Source organism: Mucilaginibacter galii, from assembly GCF_014635825.1.
Taxonomy (GTDB): domain Bacteria; phylum Bacteroidota; class Bacteroidia; order Sphingobacteriales; family Sphingobacteriaceae; genus Mucilaginibacter; species Mucilaginibacter galii.
On sequence record NZ_BMDO01000008.1, the window covers coordinates 227,351 to 249,928 of the forward strand.

A 22,578-nucleotide genomic window follows, 5' to 3' on the forward strand; every position below is an offset into this window, starting at 1 on the left:
ACAGAAAAGCCCGGAATTACTTTTCTGTATAGAGGGTTTATAATGCGTACCTGTCTTCTATTTGAAACCACCGGACACTTCAATAAACTGGCCGGTAATTATAGCTGAGTCATCAGAAGCAAGAAACACGGCCATTTTTCCTATATCATCAGGCTCAGCCATGCGTCCCATGGCACTTCTAGAAACCATTTGTTTGATTGCGTCTGATTCTGCGTCTGCGCCCAATTTTGCCACTCCTTCGGTGAATACACCGCCCGGTTGAATGGCATTGACCCTGATCTTTTGAGGCCCTAGTTCCTGCGACAAGGCCCTGGTAATAGCGTCAACTGCACCTTTGGAGGCTGCATAAGCTACGGAATAAGGTTCAGGCCGGGTACTGGCGAAGGAACTGATATTAATGATACTACCACCTTTACTACTGATCAATTTTACCGCTTCCTGAGTGGTAAGTAGAATCCCTAAAACGTTGATATCAAAAATCCTTCGGTAAGATTCTTCAGTAAACTGTTCTAATAATGCAAACTCGTAAATGCCGGCATTGTTTACCAGTACATCAAACGCGCCAAATTCTTTTAAAGTCTCCTGGAATAATCTCACCACATCCATTTGCTTTGACATATCACCTTGAATTGCAACAGCTGTTCCACCAATTTCTCTAATTCCAGCTACAACCTTGTCAGCACTTTCTTTACTCGATGCATAATTCACAACAACTTTTGCACCTGACGCTGCCATCTGTTTTGCAATTCCAGCACCGATGCCCTTGGAGGCACCTGTTACAATGACTACTTTATTCTCTAATTTATCGCTCATCTTACTTTGATTTTGTTAACTCAAAGGTCTGGTGTTAATAATGGATAAAAGTATCCAGACCAAAGTTAGTTGTGTCCAAAACAAGTGTAGCATGTAATGTGTGGATAAACCACAGCTAATTGATCCTGCTTGGCCAATTTCAAAATGACCACCTTGAATGCTTAAGTTCAAGATTTTAAGAAAAGAAAGAAACTTGGCCAAGAGTGGTCAGTACTACTGGTGTATCCTGGCAGGGAAGAAGTATAAGAAATTAATAAGGAGAAGAGGCTAATCAAGGATATTTTTCATTGCGCCGACCGCTTCGCTAAATAAGAGTTCCTAAAATCTTTTTGCCGTTGCCTGCGGCCCGCGCTCGCTGCTGTATCTGCCTCCGGCAGGGTGCCGCGGTGATCGCTAACGGTATTACCCTTCGGACTCTTGAGCCAAGTGTTATAGATTCGAGTCTTGAACCCGCTAGTAAAAACGTCGATTTCTAACAAAAAAGGCGGAGTTTGCTTTGGGCAAACTATTAAGTATAATTCTAATAATTGATGAACAATGAGATAGGCAATGAATAACAAAATCACCTTCAACTCAAAACCTTCAGAAAGTCACCCTAATGAACAGCTGATGCTCTAGAGTATTCAAGATTTTCAAATGCTTTAAAATATGCAAGCTACTTTAGCCTGCCACCCTCTGCTCGGTTCAGCGAGCTGAAATTATAACATGCAGATAAGGAATTGTAAAGCATAATTTCGCTTTCATAACGATGTAATTAGTTGGTTTAATATCGTAACTTTACTAATCCAATTATAAAAAGATCTTTATTATTGATCATATGTATAGCTATTGTAGGGTAAGACTTAGAATAATAACCTTGGTTTGTTTGTGCTTTTGCCAGATATTCATGGTTCAAAGAGTTTGTGCCAATAATTACTCTGATAGCTTAAAGCACGTTTTGGACAATGTCTTAGATCATAAGCAGGTTTATGATCAAAAAAATCTTGCAAAAATAAAACAGATTAAAGGAAAATTAAATTCAAAGGAACTTTCGTCTGCACTCAGATACCTGTTGTATAAGCAATTGTTCAATGCCTACAAATCTTTCGTACACGATTCAGCTTACGTTTATTGTAAGCAGTTAAATAGCAGTGCCGGTTTGCTTAAAGATGCTAATAAAATAAATGAAGCCCGAGTTCAAATGGGATTTGTATTGGTTTCGGCAGGCCTGTTCAGAGAAGGGTTAGATACGCTGAATACAGTTGACTTAAAGCACCTGAACCCAACCCAGCGTTATGAATACTTGTTTTTGAAAGCCAGAACCTACTTTGACATGGCCGATTTTTACAAAATCAAGTATTTTTATAACCGGTACTATACACAAGGGCAGCTCACATGCGATACTATTATCAAGCAAGCCCCGGCCGGCTCTTATGCTTCTTTATCTGCAATCGGATTAAAATCCATACGTAACGAAAATTTCAAGGAAGCCTTACAAGCCTACCATAAAATCCTCAAAATATCACAATCTTTTCAGGACAGTGCAATTAATTTAAGTTGTTTGAGTTATACGTTATTCCGTTCAAGAGAGAAGGATATGGGCCTTTCGGCGTTACTGCAGGCAGCTATTATTGATATTTCGCATTCTACCAAAGAATCGGTAGCCTTAACCAACTTGGCCAATCACTTCTATGAAAAAGGCGATACTAAGGCCGCTTTTAATTATATCAATAATGCCATAGCTGATGCAAACTATTACGGTGCCAGACATCGGGAGGCAGCTATCAGCAATATCATGCCGCTTATTGAAAAGGAAAAGATCAATGGCATAGAAAAGCAGAAGCGATCGTTAATGATCTATGCGTCAATCATCACCTTGCTGATCGTTATCGTGATTGTATTCGCTTTTATTACTTCGAACCAGCTTAAGAGGCTCCGAATCGCCGATCAGCAAATTATTAATAAAAATAACGACTTAAACGCAGCCAATGAAGCTTTGACACAGGTAAATACTACGCTGGATACGGCAAACCGTTCCTTATCAAAAATGAATGCAAAGCTTGACGAGGTAAACCTGATCAAAGATGAATACATCGGGTACTTTTTCAACGTTCACTCCGACTACATCGAAAGAATTGACCGGTTGAAGCGGTCCATCGAAAAAAACATTAAGGACAAAAGCTATAACGAAGTATTGCATACCCTCCACAAACTGAATACTAATATAGAGCGCGATAACCTATCACACAGTTTCGATAAAGTATTCCTGTCTTTATTTCCCAATTTTGTGGAAGACTTTAATGCCTTATTTGACCTGAATCACCAAATACACCTGAACGATGGTCAGTTACTAAATACCGAACTTCGCATTTTTGCCCTGATCAGGTTAGGAATTGATGATAATGAAAGCATAGCCAAAATACTGAATTACTCGGTTAATACCATTTATACTTATAAGACAAAGGTTAAAAACCGATCATTTATCCCGAACGAAGTATTTGAAAATAAAATCATACTCATCAAAGCTGTCAAGGAGTTTGCTGATCTGAGTTGAAGCCGTATATTATAATCAAAATTCTTGCAATTTGTAACGCCAAGCACCGATGTCTAGCGGTCGCTAATGACTCTGCGTTGATATAATAACTTTTAATTTTCTATATATTCTATTAATGGATTCATACATAAGTATCTGCTAATTAGATTATTGATGGTTATTTAGGTAGGCTATCTTTAATATCGCTCTTCATACTATTTGCCGCAACCCACCTGGCTCTCCTACATTTGGGCATGGCTATGATCTAAACGTGGCCGAAAGTTTTTTACCAATTAAACCATTTTTAATGAAGAAGATTTACTTGTATAAGTATGGCCTTGCCATGCTGTTCCTGATGTGTGCAATACACTCTTTTGCACAAAACACTTTTACCGGAAAGGTGCTTGACGAAACTAAACAGCCCTTAGTGGGAGCAACGGTGCGTTCTAAAGAAGGTAGCCAGTCAACGGTTACTGATGTAAACGGGGTTTTCAAGCTCGTTAATGCTGCGGCAGGCCAGATAACTGTCACTATTACCTTTGTGGGGTATGATGTTACTGAACAGGTGTTGAGTCCGGGTATTAATGCCACCATTCAACTTAAGCCAAGTTCCCGTAATCTTAATGATGTGGTTGTCGTTGGATATGGAACAGCCCGTAAATCCGATCTTACCGGTTCAGTCTCTAATGTAACCAGTAAGGATTTAAACCCCGGGCCGATCACCAATCCTTTGCAACAATTAGAAGGCAAGGCCGCCGGCGTAGATATCACGCAGAGTGGCAGTGAACCAGGCACTGCCCCAACGGTACGCATACGTGGTATTACTTCATTGCAAGGTGGAAACGACCCGTTGGTGGTCGTGGATGGCGTTCAAGGCAATATGGATCTATTTAATCAGGTGCCCCCCAGCGAAATAGCGTCGGTAGACATCTTAAAAGATGCATCGGCCACGGCCATTTATGGTTCTCGCGGTGCACCGGGTGTAATCATCGTTACGACTAAGAAGTCCGCCGCAGGTAAAACTTCGGTAGAGTATACTGAAAATTCATCTCTCGATGTAATTGCCAAAAAACTACAGTTTTTAGATGCAGCGCAATGGACGCAAGAAGCCAATTCTTTAGGTGTGGATGTATCGGCTAATCATGGTTCCAATACCGACTGGTATAATTTGCTTACCCGCAATGGTTATACTCAAAACCATACGCTGGCATTTGGCGGCGGTGCCAACGGTTTCAATTATCGTGCATCTTTAACGGCTATTAACCAGAGTGGAACGGTTATCAATTCTAAATTCAGCAACTACATTGGCAGGATTACCGCAACACAAAAAGCGTTGGATGATAAGCTTACACTGACCATGAATTTGAACAGCGGTACGAATTACTATACCTATAGTCCGACCGGGGTAGGAAATGCTGCTTTTACCTCTAACCTGATCACACAGGCTTATGTGGCACGGCCGACCGACCCGGTGTATAATACGAATGGAAATTATTATGTAGACCCGAATGTCTTTCAATATAGTAACCCCTATGCAGTTGCACAAACGGTGAGTAACAACAACCAAATCAATAACCTTTTTGGCAGCCTGAGAGCTGACCTGGAGATCTATAAGGGATTATCCGTCGGTTGGTTTGGCAGTTGGCGTAAAATTGATTCAAATAACGGTTACTATGCACCCGCCGCTTCAACACTAACCAGTGCGGTAAGTTATAACGGCCAGGCACATATTAACAATGCACATACCGATGAGAAGTTAATGGATATCAATCTGGGCTACAAACGCGACTTTGGTGTTAATCACCTGGATGCTGTTTTGGTTTATGAGTGGCAGCAGCAAACCTACAATGGTAGTTATTCAGCAGCACGGGGCTTTATTAATGATATTGCAACTTATAATGCCTTACAGTTGGGCACCTTGGCAAATGCCCAAACAGGCGATGTATCGTCATATAAAAACGACAGGAGCCTGATCTCATTTTTAGGCCGGGTTAATTATAGTTATAACAACCGTTATCTGTTAACTGCCAGTTTCAGGCGCGATGGTTCAACCGTATTTGGCGCAAATAACAAATGGGGAAACTTCCCTTCTGCATCACTGGCCTGGCGGATAGATCAGGAAGATTTCATGAAAAGTCAGCGTCTATTCAGCAACCTTAAGTTTCGGGTGGGTTATGGTGTGACCGGTAATCAGCAAGGCTTATTTCCTCAAAACTCAATACCCTTAGTAGGGCAAAATCCTACCAGTCCAACGGTATATTTTGGAGGAGCACTGATATCCAACTATGCACCCAGCCAAAATGCTAATCCCGATTTAAAATGGGAAACTAAAAAGCAAACTAATATAGGTGTAGATTTCGGTTTTTTCGGCGACAGGTTAACCGGTACCGTGGATGCATTTACATCTAATACGGATAATTTGCTGTATAACTACACGGTTCCTTTAATCGGTCAATTTTTGACCAATAGCATTATTGCTAATGTGGGTAGTTTACAAAATCGCGGATTAGAGCTAACCTTAAGCTACGATGTGATCAGGGGTAAAGACACCAGGTTAACCCTTGCGGGTAACGGAACATTGTTGAAAAATAAAGTATTATCCTTAGGTGGTAATATACAAGGGTTTGATGTGGCTACCGACTACGTAAGCTTAGGCTCTAACGCATATTTACAGGTTGGAAAGCCGGTAGGATCCTATCGTATCCTCCAGCACCTGGGGAAAGATGCCAACAATGCAGAAACCTACGTGACGCAAAATGTAAATGGAGTTCCTGATCTGAGCGACCGTAGTGCAGATAGGGCAGATGCAGGACAATCGTTGCCCAAATATACATATGCATTTACCCCAAGCTTTACCTATAAAAACTTTGATGCCTCAATGGTTTGGCGTGGTTCGGGTGGTAATAAAATTTACAATGGGGTGCGTCAGCAATTTAGCATTCTGCAATACATCGGTAAATCAAACGTGCTGCAAAGTGCTATACCGCTGGGTATCGAATCGGCCCAATACAATTCAGACCTTTGGTTAGAAGATGGTGACTATGTAAGATGGCAAAACCTCTCCATAGGTTATAGGTTCAACCTGACCAAGGTTAAATATGTTAACGCCCTGCGTTTATCAGTGACCGGCCAAAACCTTGCTCTGATTACTAAATACAAAGGTCTTGACCCCGAATTGGTAGGCTCAAACCTATCGGGCGGCGACTACGGTATCTATCCACGTACCCGCACATTCTCCGTAGGGTTAAATGTTATTTTCAAATAATAATGATCATGAAAAAGATATTAACTGTCATTTTTATAGCAAGCCTTGCTGCCGTTAGCTGTACCAAGGTTGACGAAAATGTATACGACAAATACGAATCTAATGCATTTTATGCCACGCCCGCAGGGGCCGATAATGCATTGGCTACCGTTTACGGTAAAATTTCCGGCACATGGGGAAGCAATTTCGCCGGTCGCGACAACTGCTGGTATGATCTGAACAGCTTTGCAGCTGACGACCAGGTAATACCCCACCGCAATACCGGTGACTGGCAACTTGATTTTGCCCAGTTGTATACTCAAACCTACCAGCCAAGCCTCGGTCTCATCAATAACACGTGGAACTGGCTATATTCATCCGTTTACAGTGCTAACGTTGCCGTGGCTCAGCTTACTTCGGCAAATGCCGCCCCCTCTAAAATTGCGGAGGCAAAAGTTTTACGTGCATGGTTCTATTACCTGCTGATAGACGATTTTGGCGATGTGCCCTTTTATACGGATAATAACACTGATGCTTCTAAAATAGCGCAAACTAAGCGGGCAACCATTTATAATTTTATCGTATCGGAACTCAAAGCCAACGTTGACCTGCTCTCTGAAACCAAAGGAGGTGCTTATTACGGACGTTTCAATAAGTGGGCCGGCTATATGTTTATGGCGAAAGTTTACCTTAATGCGGGTGTTTATACCGGTACTCCTGCATGGCAGGAAGCGCTGGATGCTTGCAATAAGGTAGCCTCCGGTGGATTTACCTTGCACGCTGGTGGCGCTAATACAGCCAGCCCGCTGGGGTATTCTTACTTCGATCTCTTTGGTGATGTATGCCCTGATGATGAAACCATCTTTGCATTATACCTAAAAGAAAACATAGTCAGCGGTAATATTTACGGCATCAGAAGTTTAAACAGTGCCAATGGAAATGCGCTTATAGGCTACAATGGCTGGAACGGAACAATTATCCTCAACCAGTTTTACAGTAAATTTAGTGCGAATGATATTAGACGGCAACAGTTTTTGGTTGGACAGCAACCTAAAGGTGGCACGACTTATAACCCTGTTGTTTCGTCACTTATCTCCCCAGGTGCCGCGCCCGATGATGGAATCAGGGATATGAAATTTTTCCCGGCAGCACCGGTTGATGCCAGTGGTGCATCCAACGATTTTCCGATTTACCGCTTTGCAGATTTGCTTTTAATGCAGGCCGAATGTAATGTGCGTTTAGGTAACCCGTCGGCAGCTTTGCCTTTTATTAACCGGGTGAGAGCACGAGCCACACTGGCAGATTTAACTACAGTAACGTTGGATAACGTTTATGACGAGCGGGGATTTGAGCTGGTATTCGAAGGACATCGCCGCCAGGATATGATCAGATTTGGCCATTATCAAGACACACGTGAATTTGTAACTGCACCGATCCCTAAAACGCGCGAATTATTTCCAATTCCAGTAAATGCGCTTAATGCAAATCCTAACCTGAAACAAAACCCTGGCTATTAATCCTGATCATGATGAAAAAATTAATATACAGTTTATTTTTCCTAAGTATTCTTGTTAACACTGCCTGTAAAAAAGATGCGGTGCTAACCACGCTGCAGCCGGTGTCTTTCGGCTCATCGTTAACCGCTTCTGTTGCATCGGTGGCACTTACTACTGCTAACGATACCTCCTCGGTATTAACCATGTCGTGGCCGGCAGTAGTTTACCCGGTTAAAGCATCGGTAACTTACACGCTTCAGGTGGATGTACCGGCCGATACATTAGGCAGCAATGCCTGGGCGGGTGCAACCAGCATTGCTGTAGGCAAGGATGTTTTAAGTAGAGCTTACAAAGGAACCGACCTCAACGAGCTATCGATGAAGCTGGGCCTTACAGCCGGTACACCAGGAAAGTTGGTGTTTCGTGTACAGGCATATCAAGACCGGTATACTTATTCCAAAGCAGTTGTTGTAAATGTAACGCCGCATGCGTTGGTAGTTACCTATCCGCTACTCTACGTTCCTGGCGATTACCAGGGGTGGAACCCGGCAACGGCACCAACAGTGGCAGCAAGCGTGCTTCCCAAAGTTTACGAAGGTTATATCAACATACCTGCCGGTGGTAGCAACGAATTTAAGTTTACCAATGCCCGGGATTGGAACCACATCAATTATGGTTACGGTGGCAACGGAATGCTTACTACCGATGGTTTGGCGGCCGGCGTAAAAGTGCCAGGTGCCGGTTATTATGAGCTTTCGGCTAACTTGAATAACAATACCTGGACATACACTAAAACCACCTGGTCTATATTAGGTGATGCCACACCTGGGGGCTGGACTACTGATACCCAGTTAACCTATAATGTGGCCAACCAAGTTTGGACGGTAACTGCCGATATGTTATCAACCGGCTCATTCAAATTCAGGGCAAATAACGCGTGGGTAATTGATTTTGGTTTAGATGCCAATGGTAAGTTGGCCTACGCTGATAGTCCTGTTTATGGCTTCAATGCAGCTATTAACAATATCACAGTACCAACCAGTGGCAACTATACCATAACGCTTGATTTGCACGACCCAACCAATTATACCTACAAGCTTAAGAAAAACTAACTATCAGGCAGTGGAAGCACTGCCTGATTTACATAGAACAAATATGAAATTTTTAACAAAAAGCCACCTGATCAGGGTGTTGTTATTCTCGGCCATCACTGTTTTTAGCTTCTGCAAAAAAGACAATGATCAGGCTACTGATACATCATACCCACAATACGGTACGCCCTATGCCAGCGTACCTGAAACACAGGATGTTACGATTTACCAGGTGAACCTGAGAGCGTTTAGCAACGACGGCAATCTGAAAGGCGTAACCGCCCGTTTAGATTCTATCAAGGCCCTGGGCGTAAATGTAGTCTACTTATTACCGGTTTATCCGGTGGGTGTGGTAAAGTCGGCCGGTGGTTTGGGCTCGCCTTATTCGGTTAAAGATTTCAAGGCCGTGAATGCTGAATTTGGCAACATGGACGACCTGCGTGCCTTGGTGGATGCCGCTCATGCCAAAGGTATGGCCGTCATGATGGATTGGGTAGCCAATCATACCTCTTGGGACAATGCCTGGATTAATGAGCACAAAGACTGGTACCAGCAGGATGCTAAAGGCAACATCGTATCGCCATCAAACTATACCGATGTGGCGCAACTGAACTTTAACAACCAGGCTATGCGCAACGCTATGATTAATGCCATGAAATACTGGGTTTTTACAGCAAATATTGACGGCTACCGTTGTGATTTTGCAGACAATGTGCCTATGAACTTCTGGAAGCAAGCTATTGATGCACTGCGCGGAATAACCACACATAAATTAATTATGTTAGCCGAAGGCACGCGTACCGATCATTCGAAAGCGGGCTTTAATCTGGTTTACGGCATGAGTTATTACTCAACGCTTCAGAGTAAAGTGTTTGCCAATTCTGGTTCGGTAACCCAGTTGCAGGATGTAAATGTAACTGAGTCTGCCGCCTTGTTACCAGGCACACAACTATTGCGATACATCACCAACCACGATGTATACAGCAGCGATGGAAGCCCTATAAATATCTACGGAGGTAAGACCGGCTCCATGTCTGCATTCCTGGTAACTGCCTACATGAAAGGAGTACCCATGCTTTATACAGGGCAGGAGGTAGGCACCGTACGCGACCTGAATATTTTTTACCGCAATCCAGTGGACTGGGGAACTAACGCAGATATGAAAGCGGAGTATAAACAAATCCTCAATTTCAGGAAAAATAGTGATGCGGTAAAGAGCGGCCAACTCAGCCAATTTAGCAGTGATGATGTTGCTGCTTTCACTAAATATACTAATACACAGAAAGTTTTGGTTTTAGCCAACCTGCGCAACAAGGCGGTAACGTACACTATGCCATCTGCGCTAATGGCATCAGGATGGAAAAACGCGTTTACCAATGTTGCCGTTACGTTAAACACCCAGGTCTACCTGCAACCCTATCAGCACATGGTTTTAACTCGGTAATCAATAATAAACAGAAGAATAATTCAGGCCGATTTTTCAACCGTAATCATGAAAAAGTTTCGCATATGTACAGTTTGCCTTGCGCTTTGCTTAGTAAGCATAACAGGCATTTCTGCGCAAACAGCTATAAACCCACCTGAAACTGAAATCTCAAACGGTATCATCCATGCCCGGCTTTACCTGCCCGATCGGGTCAGTGGCTACAATCGCGGCCCCCGGTTTGATTGGGCAGGTATTATATATGATTTGAAGTACCAGGGTCACAGCTTTTTTGGAAAATGGCAGGATACTTATAGCCCCACCGCACATGATTCTGCCATGGGGCCGGCCGAAGTTTTTGATCCTTTAGGCTTTAATGAAGCGAAAGCAGGCCAGAAGTTTATCAAAATAGGTATAGGTGCGCTGGTTAAAGCCGATGATTCAGCCTATGACTTTATGAAATCGTATGACATTGCCAATTATGGCAAATGGAAAACCAAAGTTCAGGCTGACCATGTTCGGTTTGTTCAGGTGCTGAAAGAAGCTGAACATGCCTACAAATACCAGAAATGTGTGCAGCTCAAAAAAGGCGAGCCGGTGATGCTGATTACACATACCTTAAAAAATACCGGGAAGAAAAGTATTGAAACCGCTGTTTACGATCATAACTTTTTTGTAATTGATGGAAGTACTACAGGGCCCGGCTCGGTGGTTATTTTTCCTTTCAAGTTGAAAGAGAACGTAACTGGTATGAGCGACTATGTTAACCTTACCGGTAACCAGCTGCAGTTTACCAAAGAGTTGAGAAACAAGTTTGTTTCTTTTCCGGATCTAACACATGGCGAGAGATCGGTCTACGCTTTTAATGTCGAAAACCGGACAACCGGGGCAGGAGTAAAAATTACCGGCGATAAACCGATAACAAAGCTGGCCTTCTGGTCGTCCTTAAAAACATTTTGCCCCGAACCTTATATTAACATCAGCATCAAACCCGGACAAGAATTTAGCTGGACGCTTACTTATACTTACTACACTATTCCACATTAAACTGCATTTATACGCATCTTTTTTCTAAAATATTATGTTTAAATATACCCTGATCATAGCGTTTAGTTTTTTAGGTATTATACCACCACTTTATGCAAGTGTGACGTACCGCCACATTGCTGATAAAAGTAAACTGGTAAGCTACCCCTTACCGGCGGGTTTACAAGTCAGTGAAAACTATAAGGTTAAAATAAACAACACAATAGTAGCCACAGAGCAGGTGGGTAGCGGTGGCAGAGAAAACTTACATGCGGTTAATTTTTCGTGTGCCGGGCCGCAGGTTATTATCATTACTGCCTCGGCACCTATAACCAAATATGCCATCCGTCCAAAGAGTCGTAACATTAAGGCGCAAGTGAGGGGTAGAGTGCTTACTTTTACTATATCAGGTCCCCAAAAGTTGTATTTGGAGATAAACGATCTGCCCGATCTAGCCATTTTTGCCAACCCATTGGAAGCCAACGAGCCGGGAAAAGGGGATGAAGGTGTAATATATTACGGTCCCGGTGTGCATAATGAAGGGAAATTGATCCTTAAAAGCAATCAAACACTTTATATAGCGGGCGGCGCGGTGGTTAATGCCGATTTGCGCGGAAAAGACTTAAGCAATGTTAAAATACTGGGTAGAGGTATACTTAACGGAAACGTACGAATTGCAAACAGCGCCAGCATAACCGTAGATGGTGTATTTATCCGCAGTACCAACGGTTGGACCAATACGCTGATTGATTGCCAGCACACCATTTACAACAATGTAAAAGTCTTCAGTTACAAATCGGTGTGGGGGATAGATGGTATTGACCCGGTATCCTGTAAAGATTTTACCATTACCGATTGTTTTATTCGTACAAGAGATGATTGTATTTCCATTAAATCTATGCCTCGCTTTGGAAACGATACGGTGAAGAATATCAATACCGATTCTATCTACATAGCTAATTGTGTACTGGTTGGCTGGGCTCATGCCGATGGCGTTACCCTGGGCTTTGAACTGCAAGGTGGCCTCGTGCAAAACATTTTGGTTAAGAACTGTGATATACTGGCATCCGGCGGACAGGGCAGAACCGGAGGCCACTCCGGGTTTAGCATTGTGTGCGATGGCCCGTCGCTGGTTCAGAATATTCGTTTTGAAGATATCCGGGTAGAAAACAAGATGGAATACAAAAACCTGGAATTGATTGTGACCGAGGGCAGACGTTATGGAACCGCAGGCCCTGGTAATATTAAAGGCGTTTATCTGAAAAATGTCAGCTGGCAGAATGCGAACAAGCCATTTGTGATTGCCGGTGTGCCCGACAATTGGGTAGAGGGCGTTGTGTTTGACCATTGCACTTTAGGAGGAAAGCGGCTTTCCGGCTTCAAGGATGGCGACTTTCAGATGGAGTTTGCAAGAGAGGTAAAGTTCATTTCAGGAGACAGGAAATGATAGCTGCGTGCTGAATAGTGGATCATATAAATTCAATATAATTTTGATTAAGTTTTCAATTAGGTTCTAAATATTATGAAAAAAAGAATAGTGCTGTTGGTATGGTTAGTCATACTAGTTTGCCTTAGGTCACTTTATGTAAGCGGTCAAACCTTAGTCATGACCCAGTATGGAAAACCTTATACTGGCGTTCCGGATAAGCGTGATGTTACCATTTACCAGGTGAACTTGCGTGCGTTTAGCAAAGAGGGAAGTTTCCAAGGGGTTATAGCCCGGTTGGATTCTATCAAGGCATTAGGAATAAATGTAGTTTACTTAATGCCCATTCATCCTGTAGGCGTATTGAAAACGGCAAACTCACCCTATTGCGTAAAGGACTATAATGCGGTTAACAGCGAGTTTGGAACCTTGGATGACCTGCGTAAGCTGGTAAACGGTGCACATCAAAGAAAGATGGCTGTTTTGTTAGACTGGGTAGGTAACCATACCTCCTGGGACCATGCTTGGATTACTGCACATAAAGATTGGTACAAGCAGGATTCGACAGGAAAGATCATTAGCCCCAAGGGATGGAATGATGTGGCTCAGCTTAATTTTGATAATCTGGACATGCGCCAGGAAATGATCAAAGCAATGAAGTATTGGGTTTACGTCGCCAATATTGATGGTTTTAGATGTGATTATGCCGACGGTCCACCAGCAGATTTTTGGAAGCAGACGATTGATACACTAAGAGAAATTCCTGCCCATCATTTATTGATACTGGCCGAAGGTAAACGGCCAGCCAATTACCAGGCCGGTTTTGATTACAACTTTGGATTTACCTTTTTTGAAAATCTTGAAAGGGTTTATAAAAGAGGTAAGACCGTTAAGATAATAGATAGCCTAAACATTAAAAACTATGATGGTGCTACCGGCGACCAGCAAATTGTACGGTATTTGACTAACCATGATGTTAATGGTTCAAACGGATCGGCAGTTGAGATCTTTGGCGGGAAAAAAGGCTCGATGGCTGCCTTTGTGGTAGTGGCCTACATGAAAGGCGTGCCTATGATCTATAACGGACAAGAAGTAGGTTTGCCCTACCGGTTGGTATTCCCCTTTACTTCTGCAAAAGTGGACTGGACCCTTAACCCCGATGTAACCGCCGAATACAAAAAGATCATTGCTTTCCGAAACGCCAGCACAGCCATCAGGAGGGGTAAGTTAACCTCTTATACTACGGACGATGTATGTGCCTTTATTAAAGAAAACAGTGGTAAAAAAGTGTTGGTAATCTCTAATTTGAGAAATAAGAATATTGCTTTTAAGGTACCCGCTACCTTACTTGAAAACAGATGGAAAAATGCCTTTACCAATGCCAAAACCAGTTTAGCCGGCACTATCAATCTCGAACCCTATACTTATATCGTTTTAAAGAATTAGTTCAATCCTTGTGCATTTTCCCTATTTTAATTATATGAAAATCAGTAATTTATGTTTATTTATATTAACTTTAGTTACTATAAGGGTATCTAAAGTCAATGGACAATCAAGCCCTATTGTCAGTTTGGGCAGCATTAAACAAGCCGATATCAAAGGTCAGCAGGTTTTTATACAGACCGAAAACGGATTTGGCGAAATTTCAGTATATGCACCTAATATCATAAGGGTACGCCTGGATAATAGACCATTTGGTAAAGACATTTCGTTTGCCGTAATCGCTAAGCCTCAACAGGTAAAAGTCAGCATTGTACAAACCGGCACTGAAATAAAAATCACCACCGACTCGTTGGAAATGCGTGTTAATAAAAGTCCGTTCGCGGTAGCGGTTTACACACCCGATGGTAAACTGATCAATGAAGATGAAAAAGGCTTGCAAACCTCCTGGGCCGGCGAGGAAGTAACCAGCTATAAAAAAATGCAGGATGGCGAGCGCTTCATTGGTCTGGGCGAAAAAACCGGCAATCTGGACAGGGCGGGTAGCGGTTATACTAACTGGAATTCTGATACCTACGGTTACCATACCGATCAGGATCCTATTTACTCAACCATCCCTTTTTATATAGGCATTCACCATCAACTTAATTACGGTATTTTATTAGATAATACTTTTCAGTCCGACTTTAACTTTGGCGCCAGTAATAACCGATTTTCATCTTTTGGTGCTCGCGGCGGTGAAATGAATTACTATGTTGTTTACAATAAACGGCTGGCCGATATTATTACTTCATACACATGGCTTACCGGTCGTATGACTATGCCGCCACTCTGGAGCCTGGGCTACCAGCAAAACCGTTACAGCTATTATCCGGAAGCTGAAGTAATGCGCATTGCACAAACGCTGCGTGAAAAGCAGATCCCGGCCGACGGTATTACCCTTGATATTCATTATATGGACGCTTATAAACTGTTTACCTGGAATAAGTCACGTTTTCCAGATCCCAAAGGCATGACCGACCGTTTGAAAAAAATGGGGATTCATACCACGGTTATTGTGGATCCGGGTATTAAAGTAGAAAAAGGCTATGGTGCCTACGAGCGTGGTATGAAAGAAGATGTGTTCTTAAAATATGCCGATGGTCAACCTTATACCGGGCAGGTATGGCCGGGCTGGGTCCATTTCCCTGATTTTACAGGCGAAAAGGGACGGGCCTGGTGGCGTAACGAGATACAAACATTTGCTAACGACGGGGTTTCGGGTTTATGGAATGATATGAACGAAATTTCTACCTGGGGACAGAAGATGCCAAACAATATTTTGTATAATTACGACGGTAAAATTACTACGAATCAGGAAGGGCGCAATGTGTTTGGGATGCAAATGGCTCGGTCCAGCTATGAGGGCATGCGTGCTGCCTCAAATAAACGACCTTTTATATTAACCCGTTCGGGTTATGCCGGCTTGCAGCGCTATACAGCAATATGGACAGGTGACAACCGTTCTGAAGATGATCACATGCTTTTAGGTGTGCGTTTGATGAATAGTTTAGGGGTAAGTGGTGTGCCGTTCACAGGTATGGATATTGGTGGTTTTACAGGTGGCGCAAGCACGGCCTTATTTGCCCGGTGGATGCAGATAGGTGCCTTCATTCCATATTATCGTAACCATACCGCAATTAATACCCGTTCGGCCGAACCATGGGCTTATGGAGAAGAGGTGCTTGAAATTTGCCGTAATTACATCAGCTTAAGATACAAGTTACTGCCTTACCTGTATTCCACATTTTACGAAGCCACTCAAAACGGCTTGCCGGTAATGCGTACGATGGCAATTGATTATACACATGATCCCAGAGTGTACGATACGCAGTTTCAAAATCAATATTTTTTCGGTAAATCGTTACTAGTGGCGCCGTTCGAAAGTAATAAGGCAGTGGCCAAGGTTTATTTCCCTAAAGGAACCTGGTACGACATCTATACAGGTAACATTGAAACTGGAGATCAGGATAAGTTCGTCCCCTTATCCTTGAATAAATTACCTGTGTATGTCAAGGAAAGTAGTATCATCCCGATGCAGTCGCTGGTGCAAACAACCATGCAAAAGCCTACTGATACCCTTGTTGTCAATGTTTATAAAGGTAGTGTGAACAATTCATTTGTATATTACGAAGACGACGGTGAAACTTACGATTATGAAAAGGGAAATTACTATAAACGAACGATCAGTTATGAGCCTATTTCCAAAACTATATCTTTTGGAAAATCAGAAGGTACATTTCAATCAAACTTTAAGAAAATTAAACTGGTATTTCATGGTTTCGGTTTAATTAGCAGCGTAAAAATCGATGGGCAGACAACCGCCGTAAAAGACGAGTTCTTATCTTTACTTACGCCTGTTTCGAAGTTTGATCCTCAGGGCCAATCTAATCAAGCTGAAGGCTATTACGTTAAAACGGTGATTATCGAATCTAATAACAGTGTATTAAAAGTAACGTATAAGTAGTATGCGCAAACTTCATAGGATAAAACACGGAACTAATCTTTATTTATAAATCAGGAGCTGGGCAAAGAACAAGAGATGCTTCACTCCGTGGAGGAAAAATGGATTCGTGGCGAAATAGCAAAAGACACTTATGAGCGGTGGTATTCCACTTACAGCAGGAATATAGTAATGTTGAAAGGGTTCATTGAAAAGGCTCAAAAAAGCATGGATAAATCAACCGAGGTGCTGGAGCGCAATCTATCAATTGAAAGACATCAAAGCAATTTATGTTAGTGCCAATACTATTCAGAAGAGGGAATTCGTAAAGCAGGTGTTCGACAGCAATTTATACTATGAAAATGGCATCTATCGAACACCTACGATGATGCCAACCATGGCACGTAACTCATTGATAATGAAGAAAAAAGGTTTGCTTGATTTTCATAAAAAAAGGGATAACTTTTCAGTTATCCCTCACAGCGGAGAGTCAGGGACTACAATCGAACACCTTTTGCCGTTCTTAATGTTCTTGGATAGACTGACGATATAAGGTATGCTATTGATTAGCAATTATTTGCATAATATTTAGTAAGCCACAATATATTGAATTTCAAATGTACAGTGTGTTCTAATTGTTGAATTAATTCTTTGTGGGTCTGTATTTAGGCTTTTCAGTAGAGAGAAATATTGACATTATTTGCCCCCTGTCGAACACCTAAATCTTCGTCGATAGAAGCAGTAAATAAATAGCACGAGACGCCGATAATTTGTAGTTACTCATTATATAAAAAATGCATTAAGTTTTCGAGTTCATTTAGCTTTATTTTCCGTCTTCAAAATGCGCTGTGGGCCTGTTATACCACAAAAGGCTGAAGCTGATCTTTCTTCACGAAATCGATGGCGGCCTGCCCATGCTTTTGCGGATAGCAGCATACAGGCCATAGTAATATAAAAACAAGTGGTCTCCAAATTAAAGCTATCATGGGACATACCAGTTAGTAAGCAATACCAAGTACGGATTAATTATTAGTGCTTGATGATATTCAATAACTTAAAATATGTTTTTACTCATTTTACTGCGTACTCTACTCCTCAGACTTGTAATAGGTTATCGATGCACATACAGAAGAGAGGTATTAATTGCGATTAGGTATAGTTTTTGTCAGCACATTTCGATGCCGCTTTGAAGCGGAAGGAAAAATCATTTGATGTATTATTTATTTTTATCAACTCTTGTTTTAGCTACAGATGTTGCAGCTATCGTGGAAACTTTGTATAATTAACCACCATTTGAGGTGTGGTAAATCCGTTAACCGATCAAAATAGCAATTGGACAAATACCCGCAAAATAGTTTTGTGCAATTAACATTTGAATACCGATGAAAAGATTTTCAACCATTTGCCTATTGACTGTTGCTTTTTTTGGAGTAATTACCCTATTAACTGCGAAGGTTGAAACCCCTTTTGACGGAGACGACACCTATGGCTTTCCATTGACATTTTTTAAAAAGTTTGGAGGGATGACCTTTCCACATCCTTCAGTCGAAAGTGAAACCTACTATTTACCGCTCTTTGTTGATGTTTTAGTTACGTTCGTATTGGCGTTTGTTATTGGAAAAATCTATAGGAGATGCATAAAAATTGCGGACAAAAAAGAAGCTCATCACCATTGACGATATAAAAGAGATAAAGAATGAGGAAGTTAAATACTATAGTTTTATTTACTTTCTTTTTTATTATACAGTCTTGCGATACAAAGACGAAGCAGGGTAAACAAACGACAAAGAACATACCCGAGGATCAGGAATCAAATACTAAATCAAGCTTTACCAACAAGTTAAAAATTCCCATGCCTACCCATGAAATTGTTGACGAATTTTATGAAGCTATTTTTGCGAATGATAATACCAAAGTCCGGGAAATGCTCGAAACAAAATTTCCGGCTAATTATGAGCCAAATAATAAAATTTCGCCCTTAGGCGCTGTGATTGGTACATCCGACAACTTATACCTGGCAAGGTTACTGGTTGAAGGGGGGGCAAATATCAATGGAAAAGAAAACCCACCTGTTGTTTGTTGTTCAGAATACGGAAGGTTAGAGATTTTGAAATATTTAGTGGAGCGTAATGCCGATATCAAAAATAACGAAGCCTTCAATAAAGCGGGATTTCATCAGTTTTATGAATGTGGGAAGTTTCTGCTGCTGAATGGGGCAAATCAGGAAAAAGGAGATATCAGAGGTAAACTTTGGTTCTTTGAACAGGCGGTGACTAAATCAGACTACGATGTACTCCATGCGCTCCTCCTTACAGAAGACGAACTGAATAACAACAATTGTGATGGCGAGACAGCACTAATCATTGCAATAAAACAGAACAACATACAGATGGTCTCTTATCTAATATAGAAGGGTGCCGATAAAAATAAAAAGGAGACGTTTGACTGTGGAGATGATATCTATTACGGTAAAACACCACTCAAAATAGCTATGGAAAACGATTATAAAGACATTGTTCAATTGATCAATGCGTCTTAAGTCAATGATACGGAATACTACTACTGCTCGAAATTGATGATCCTGTTTATTGACTTACTTACATTAATGGTACTGACATCCAGAAGATCGAAATTTATTTTTCCTGTTTTTGTTATTCTGAATTTTGTTTACAGGTGAGTGGTGATTGAAAACTGAATACGGAGAACAGGTACCGATTTTTGGAATAGGAGAGCCCTCATCCGCTTTTATACTGGCGACTTATATTATTGATGAAGAAGCTACGTATGTAAAAACTAAAAATCCAAAAAGCTGTTAAATATCAGTTTATGATTTACATAGGTCTAACTAAATATATTATCTCGTTAGATGTATAAATAATAACCCAACTTAAAAAATGCGTACTTTAATTATACTCTTGGTTTTCGGATTAACATCCAAAACATTTGCACAGACAGGGAAAGTTTTCAAGGGAACTTTAAACAATTCAATTAAAATCACTCTCTATTTGAAGGATTTGGAGAAAGGAACAAATGCCGATCCTGTTATCGGCGCCTATAAATACGATAATCAAAAAGGATACCTTTTACTGAACGGTTATAGAAATACGCGCGGAAATATCATTTTAATCGAGCAATCCACACCAAATTTCTCGGGTATTTTTTTCGGATTATTATCCGTAAATCAGATTTCAGGCAAATGGACAAGTGCTAACCAGATGTTAAGTTATCCATTTAAAATTGTGGCTATAACAGCTGATAAAGCACAAATAAAACAATTTCAAGACGCAATTACTAACAAAGCGAATGAATTTAGAAATTACTAGTAAAAACCATAGACTGGATATTCTGACGCCATTGATCACCCTATTCTGAAATTACGATCAGTTGATTCCAAAACACTTTGACCAGATTAATCTCTTGATAGTCAATTGGATTTTGTTTTACTATCTACACAACCTGATGGTCTAAATCCTTCTTGCAGGTTAGTCATATCTATATTATTTATGCAGTATCCACATCCAAGCAAAGCCCATGAGGGTAAATACCAGCATTCCACTGCCTGCGGCCAATAAGCCTACGCCGATAAGATAGGGGTTATGGTATTGTTCTTTATCTTTTTTCATCATATTTAAAAAGGCACATAATGCCGCTGGTCAAACAAACAAGCAAGCAGTAAAACCGCTATATCCAATATTAGTAGTATCAGGATGGCGATGTCGGGGGTTTGCATCTTTTTTGGTAATAAAAAAACAGGCAGGCTTGCGCACTGCCTGTTTAATTGTTTGTGATAAGGAATTAGATACTATGAGCTAAGCGGATATTTTCGGCAAGCATCGGGTATGCAGGTCGCTCTATCGAAATCTCCTTTTTCAGTTCTTTCAATTTCCGGCTGAGGTACTGCACTTTTACTTGGCTGAATAATGCTTCATAAGCACTGATCTGCCCAGACAGTTCCTCCAGCAAGCGTTCATAGTTGCTGTGCATGTCTTCCAGTTCCCGGCGGTACTCCACAGTTTGCTGTATGCAGGCAAATTCCACTTGTTCCCTGCTTAGAAGTATTTCCATTTGAAGCAGGGCATCTATCAAATGCACATGCTTTGCCTTATTGATGCCCTGCATTGGTTACCTAAGCTTAAAAGCCAAATTCAATTTTATTCAATACGATAGGTGCCTGTAGTTGCCAATCTGGATCTGGCCCTTTACGTGTGCTATAATTTTGAATAAAGAAATTTGGTTTAGCAAGCCAGGCGTTTGCTTTTGCCTCATCAGAACCTGCTGCAATTAATTCTGCCTTTGTTGGTACAGTATAGGTGAAAGTATAGAATTCTCCGACTTTTTTATATTGCTCGGATGTCTTCAACAGCTTTTCTATCACATTTGGGATGGAATACGGATAAGCACCATCTGAGGGACTTCTTGGGAGTATACCAATCTGCAGGTGATCGACGGCCTCATTAAAAACATTAAGATTATAAATATCGTTACTTCCTGTGCCCATATCAGCCTGAACCAGTTTGTCCGCCTTGCTCCCTGCAAACGTAACCTTTATCGTTTTTACGCCTTGCAAGTTGGTATAGTCAGTCACAAATGTGGGGGAAGTAGTGCCTTGCTGTGATGCTTGAAAGATGTATACATAATCCCTGCTCGCGGTAGTGAAATTTCCGTCATATAAATTACCAGGATATTTGAAAATATTGCCCTGTGCCCAGTAGTGCCCAAATGCAGTCGTAAAATCGCCGTCACCTATATACTTTGGCGCGTCTGGATTCCAAGATGCAATGTTTTCAAAATTTTCTGTCAGTATCCGGGTGACAGCACCGATGGTTACATCATTAACTTTACGGATATCGATTCGCACAGTGCTGCCGCTGATGCGAACAATCCCTGTGAGCACACTTACACTTACTGGCAAACTACTACCGGCGAATGTTGCACCCGTTAGCACCTGTGTAGAAAGTTCACCAGATGCGTCCTTAACATTCAGCGTGCCGGTAAACTTTCCGTTTCCACCGGTCATTTCTGTTGCTGCAATTTTAACCAGTGTTCCGTTCAATGCTGCTTTGTTGGCCAGCACATTTGCAATAGTTGTTTCTTTTGCTGTAATGGTTCCGGTACCTGTTTTTTTAGCATTGGCGGCGGGGATGTTTTGTAACACCACTTCGCCGTCAACCTGTGCAAGTGTTTGGTTGGAAATTGTTACTTCTACTTCATCGTTAACTGCGAAGGTCTGTGCCGCATCAAACGTTACGACAATACCCGGCTTGTCGGAAGCTTCCTGCAAGATCACCGTTTTGCTATCGATGTTTTTTGCGCTCACATCCGATATAACGATACCCTTGATCTTTTTTGAATCCGGTACTTTTACAGATGCGCCGGTACTTAAAGCCTTAACTTCGGCAAAGGTCATCGATTTTACTTCTACCGGAGGAGTTGGTTCCGGATTGGTTTTGTCTTTTTTACAAGCTGCCATGCTGCACGTTATCATAAATGCTAGCAGGATGTGTTTAACTGTACTGTTCGTTTTCATTTTTTAGTTGTTTTTATTTTAATGTTGATCTGATTCTTGGGCAAAGGCATAGCCTGACTACCCTGTTTTGATAGTTATTTGTGTGTGAAATTTATTTG

The 22,578-nt window shown here is 41.6% G+C and carries 16 protein-coding genes; 12 read left to right on the top strand and 4 right to left on the bottom strand.

Going from position 1 to position 22,578, the window contains the following annotated elements:
* Positions 1 to 57: 57 nt before the first annotated feature.
* Positions 58 to 813, bottom strand: a complete 756-nt coding sequence (locus IEV61_RS14940) for an SDR family NAD(P)-dependent oxidoreductase (RefSeq protein WP_188417836.1) — start codon at positions 811 to 813, stop codon at positions 58 to 60.
* A gap of 886 nt (positions 814 to 1,699) precedes the next feature.
* On the opposite strand from IEV61_RS14940, the gene susR reads away from it, so the two are divergent.
* The 12 genes from susR to IEV61_RS15000 all read left to right on the top strand — a co-directional run bounded on the left by susR (position 1,700) and on the right by IEV61_RS15000 (position 20,276).
* Positions 1,700 to 3,346 (top strand): SusR family glycan utilization regulator, encoded by a 1,647-nt coding sequence (susR, locus tag IEV61_RS14945; RefSeq protein ID WP_188417837.1) that lies wholly within the window; start codon positions 1,700 to 1,702, stop codon positions 3,344 to 3,346.
* 286 nt (positions 3,347 to 3,632) lie between these two features.
* Positions 3,633 to 6,590 carry a SusC/RagA family TonB-linked outer membrane protein gene (locus IEV61_RS14950; RefSeq protein WP_188417838.1) on the top strand — a complete coding sequence of 986 codons (2,958 nt, stop codon included), beginning with the start codon at positions 3,633 to 3,635 and terminating at the stop codon, positions 6,588 to 6,590.
* Positions 6,591 to 6,598: 8 nt separating this feature from the next.
* Positions 6,599 to 8,086, top strand: coding sequence for a RagB/SusD family nutrient uptake outer membrane protein (locus IEV61_RS14955; RefSeq protein WP_229747163.1), 1,488 nt, complete (start codon positions 6,599 to 6,601; stop codon positions 8,084 to 8,086).
* A gap of 8 nt (positions 8,087 to 8,094) precedes the next feature.
* Positions 8,095 to 9,177 (top strand): SusE domain-containing protein, encoded by a 1,083-nt coding sequence (locus tag IEV61_RS14960; protein ID WP_188417840.1) that lies wholly within the window; start codon positions 8,095 to 8,097, stop codon positions 9,175 to 9,177.
* Between the two features lie 43 nt (positions 9,178 to 9,220).
* Positions 9,221 to 10,600 (top strand): alpha-amylase family glycosyl hydrolase, encoded by a 1,380-nt coding sequence (locus IEV61_RS14965; RefSeq protein ID WP_188417841.1) that lies wholly within the window; start codon positions 9,221 to 9,223, stop codon positions 10,598 to 10,600.
* Between the two features lie 48 nt (positions 10,601 to 10,648).
* Entirely contained in the window at positions 10,649 to 11,626 is a 978-nt protein-coding gene (locus tag IEV61_RS14970; protein WP_188417842.1) for a hypothetical protein, read from the top strand.
* A 34-nt stretch (positions 11,627 to 11,660) separates the two neighbouring features.
* Positions 11,661 to 13,052: a glycosyl hydrolase family 28 protein gene (locus IEV61_RS14975; protein WP_188417843.1), complete on the top strand. Its 1,392-nt coding sequence runs from the start codon at positions 11,661 to 11,663 to the stop codon at positions 13,050 to 13,052.
* A 75-nt stretch (positions 13,053 to 13,127) separates the two neighbouring features.
* Positions 13,128 to 14,477 (top strand): alpha-amylase family glycosyl hydrolase, encoded by a 1,350-nt coding sequence (locus IEV61_RS14980; RefSeq protein ID WP_188417844.1) that lies wholly within the window; start codon positions 13,128 to 13,130, stop codon positions 14,475 to 14,477.
* A gap of 34 nt (positions 14,478 to 14,511) precedes the next feature.
* A complete protein-coding gene (locus IEV61_RS14985) occupies positions 14,512 to 16,977 on the top strand; it encodes a glycoside hydrolase family 31 protein (RefSeq protein WP_188417845.1) in 2,466 nt (821 codons plus the stop codon).
* 1,358 nt (positions 16,978 to 18,335) lie between these two features.
* Positions 18,336 to 18,629 (top strand): hypothetical protein, encoded by a 294-nt coding sequence (locus IEV61_RS14990; protein ID WP_188417846.1) that lies wholly within the window; start codon positions 18,336 to 18,338, stop codon positions 18,627 to 18,629.
* A 20-nt stretch (positions 18,630 to 18,649) separates the two neighbouring features.
* The gene (locus tag IEV61_RS14995; protein WP_188417847.1) at positions 18,650 to 19,363 is read left to right on the top strand and encodes an ankyrin repeat domain-containing protein; all 714 of its coding nucleotides are present in this window, start codon (positions 18,650 to 18,652) and stop codon (positions 19,361 to 19,363) included.
* 484 nt (positions 19,364 to 19,847) lie between these two features.
* Positions 19,848 to 20,276: a hypothetical protein gene (locus IEV61_RS15000; RefSeq protein WP_188417848.1), complete on the top strand. Its 429-nt coding sequence runs from the start codon at positions 19,848 to 19,850 to the stop codon at positions 20,274 to 20,276.
* A 174-nt stretch (positions 20,277 to 20,450) separates the two neighbouring features.
* On the opposite strand, the gene IEV61_RS20705 is transcribed toward IEV61_RS15000, so the two are convergent.
* From IEV61_RS20705 to IEV61_RS15015, 3 genes are all read right to left on the bottom strand, one after another.
* A complete protein-coding gene (locus tag IEV61_RS20705; protein ID WP_262890607.1) occupies positions 20,451 to 20,579 on the bottom strand; it encodes a hypothetical protein in 129 nt (42 codons plus the stop codon).
* A gap of 169 nt (positions 20,580 to 20,748) precedes the next feature.
* Positions 20,749 to 21,072 carry a hypothetical protein gene (locus IEV61_RS15010; protein WP_188417849.1) on the bottom strand — a complete coding sequence of 108 codons (324 nt, stop codon included), beginning with the start codon at positions 21,070 to 21,072 and terminating at the stop codon, positions 20,749 to 20,751.
* 13 nt (positions 21,073 to 21,085) lie between these two features.
* The gene (locus IEV61_RS15015; RefSeq protein WP_188417850.1) at positions 21,086 to 22,480 is read right to left on the bottom strand and encodes a DUF5689 domain-containing protein; all 1,395 of its coding nucleotides are present in this window, start codon (positions 22,478 to 22,480) and stop codon (positions 21,086 to 21,088) included.
* Between the last annotated feature and the right edge of the window lie 98 nt (positions 22,481 to 22,578).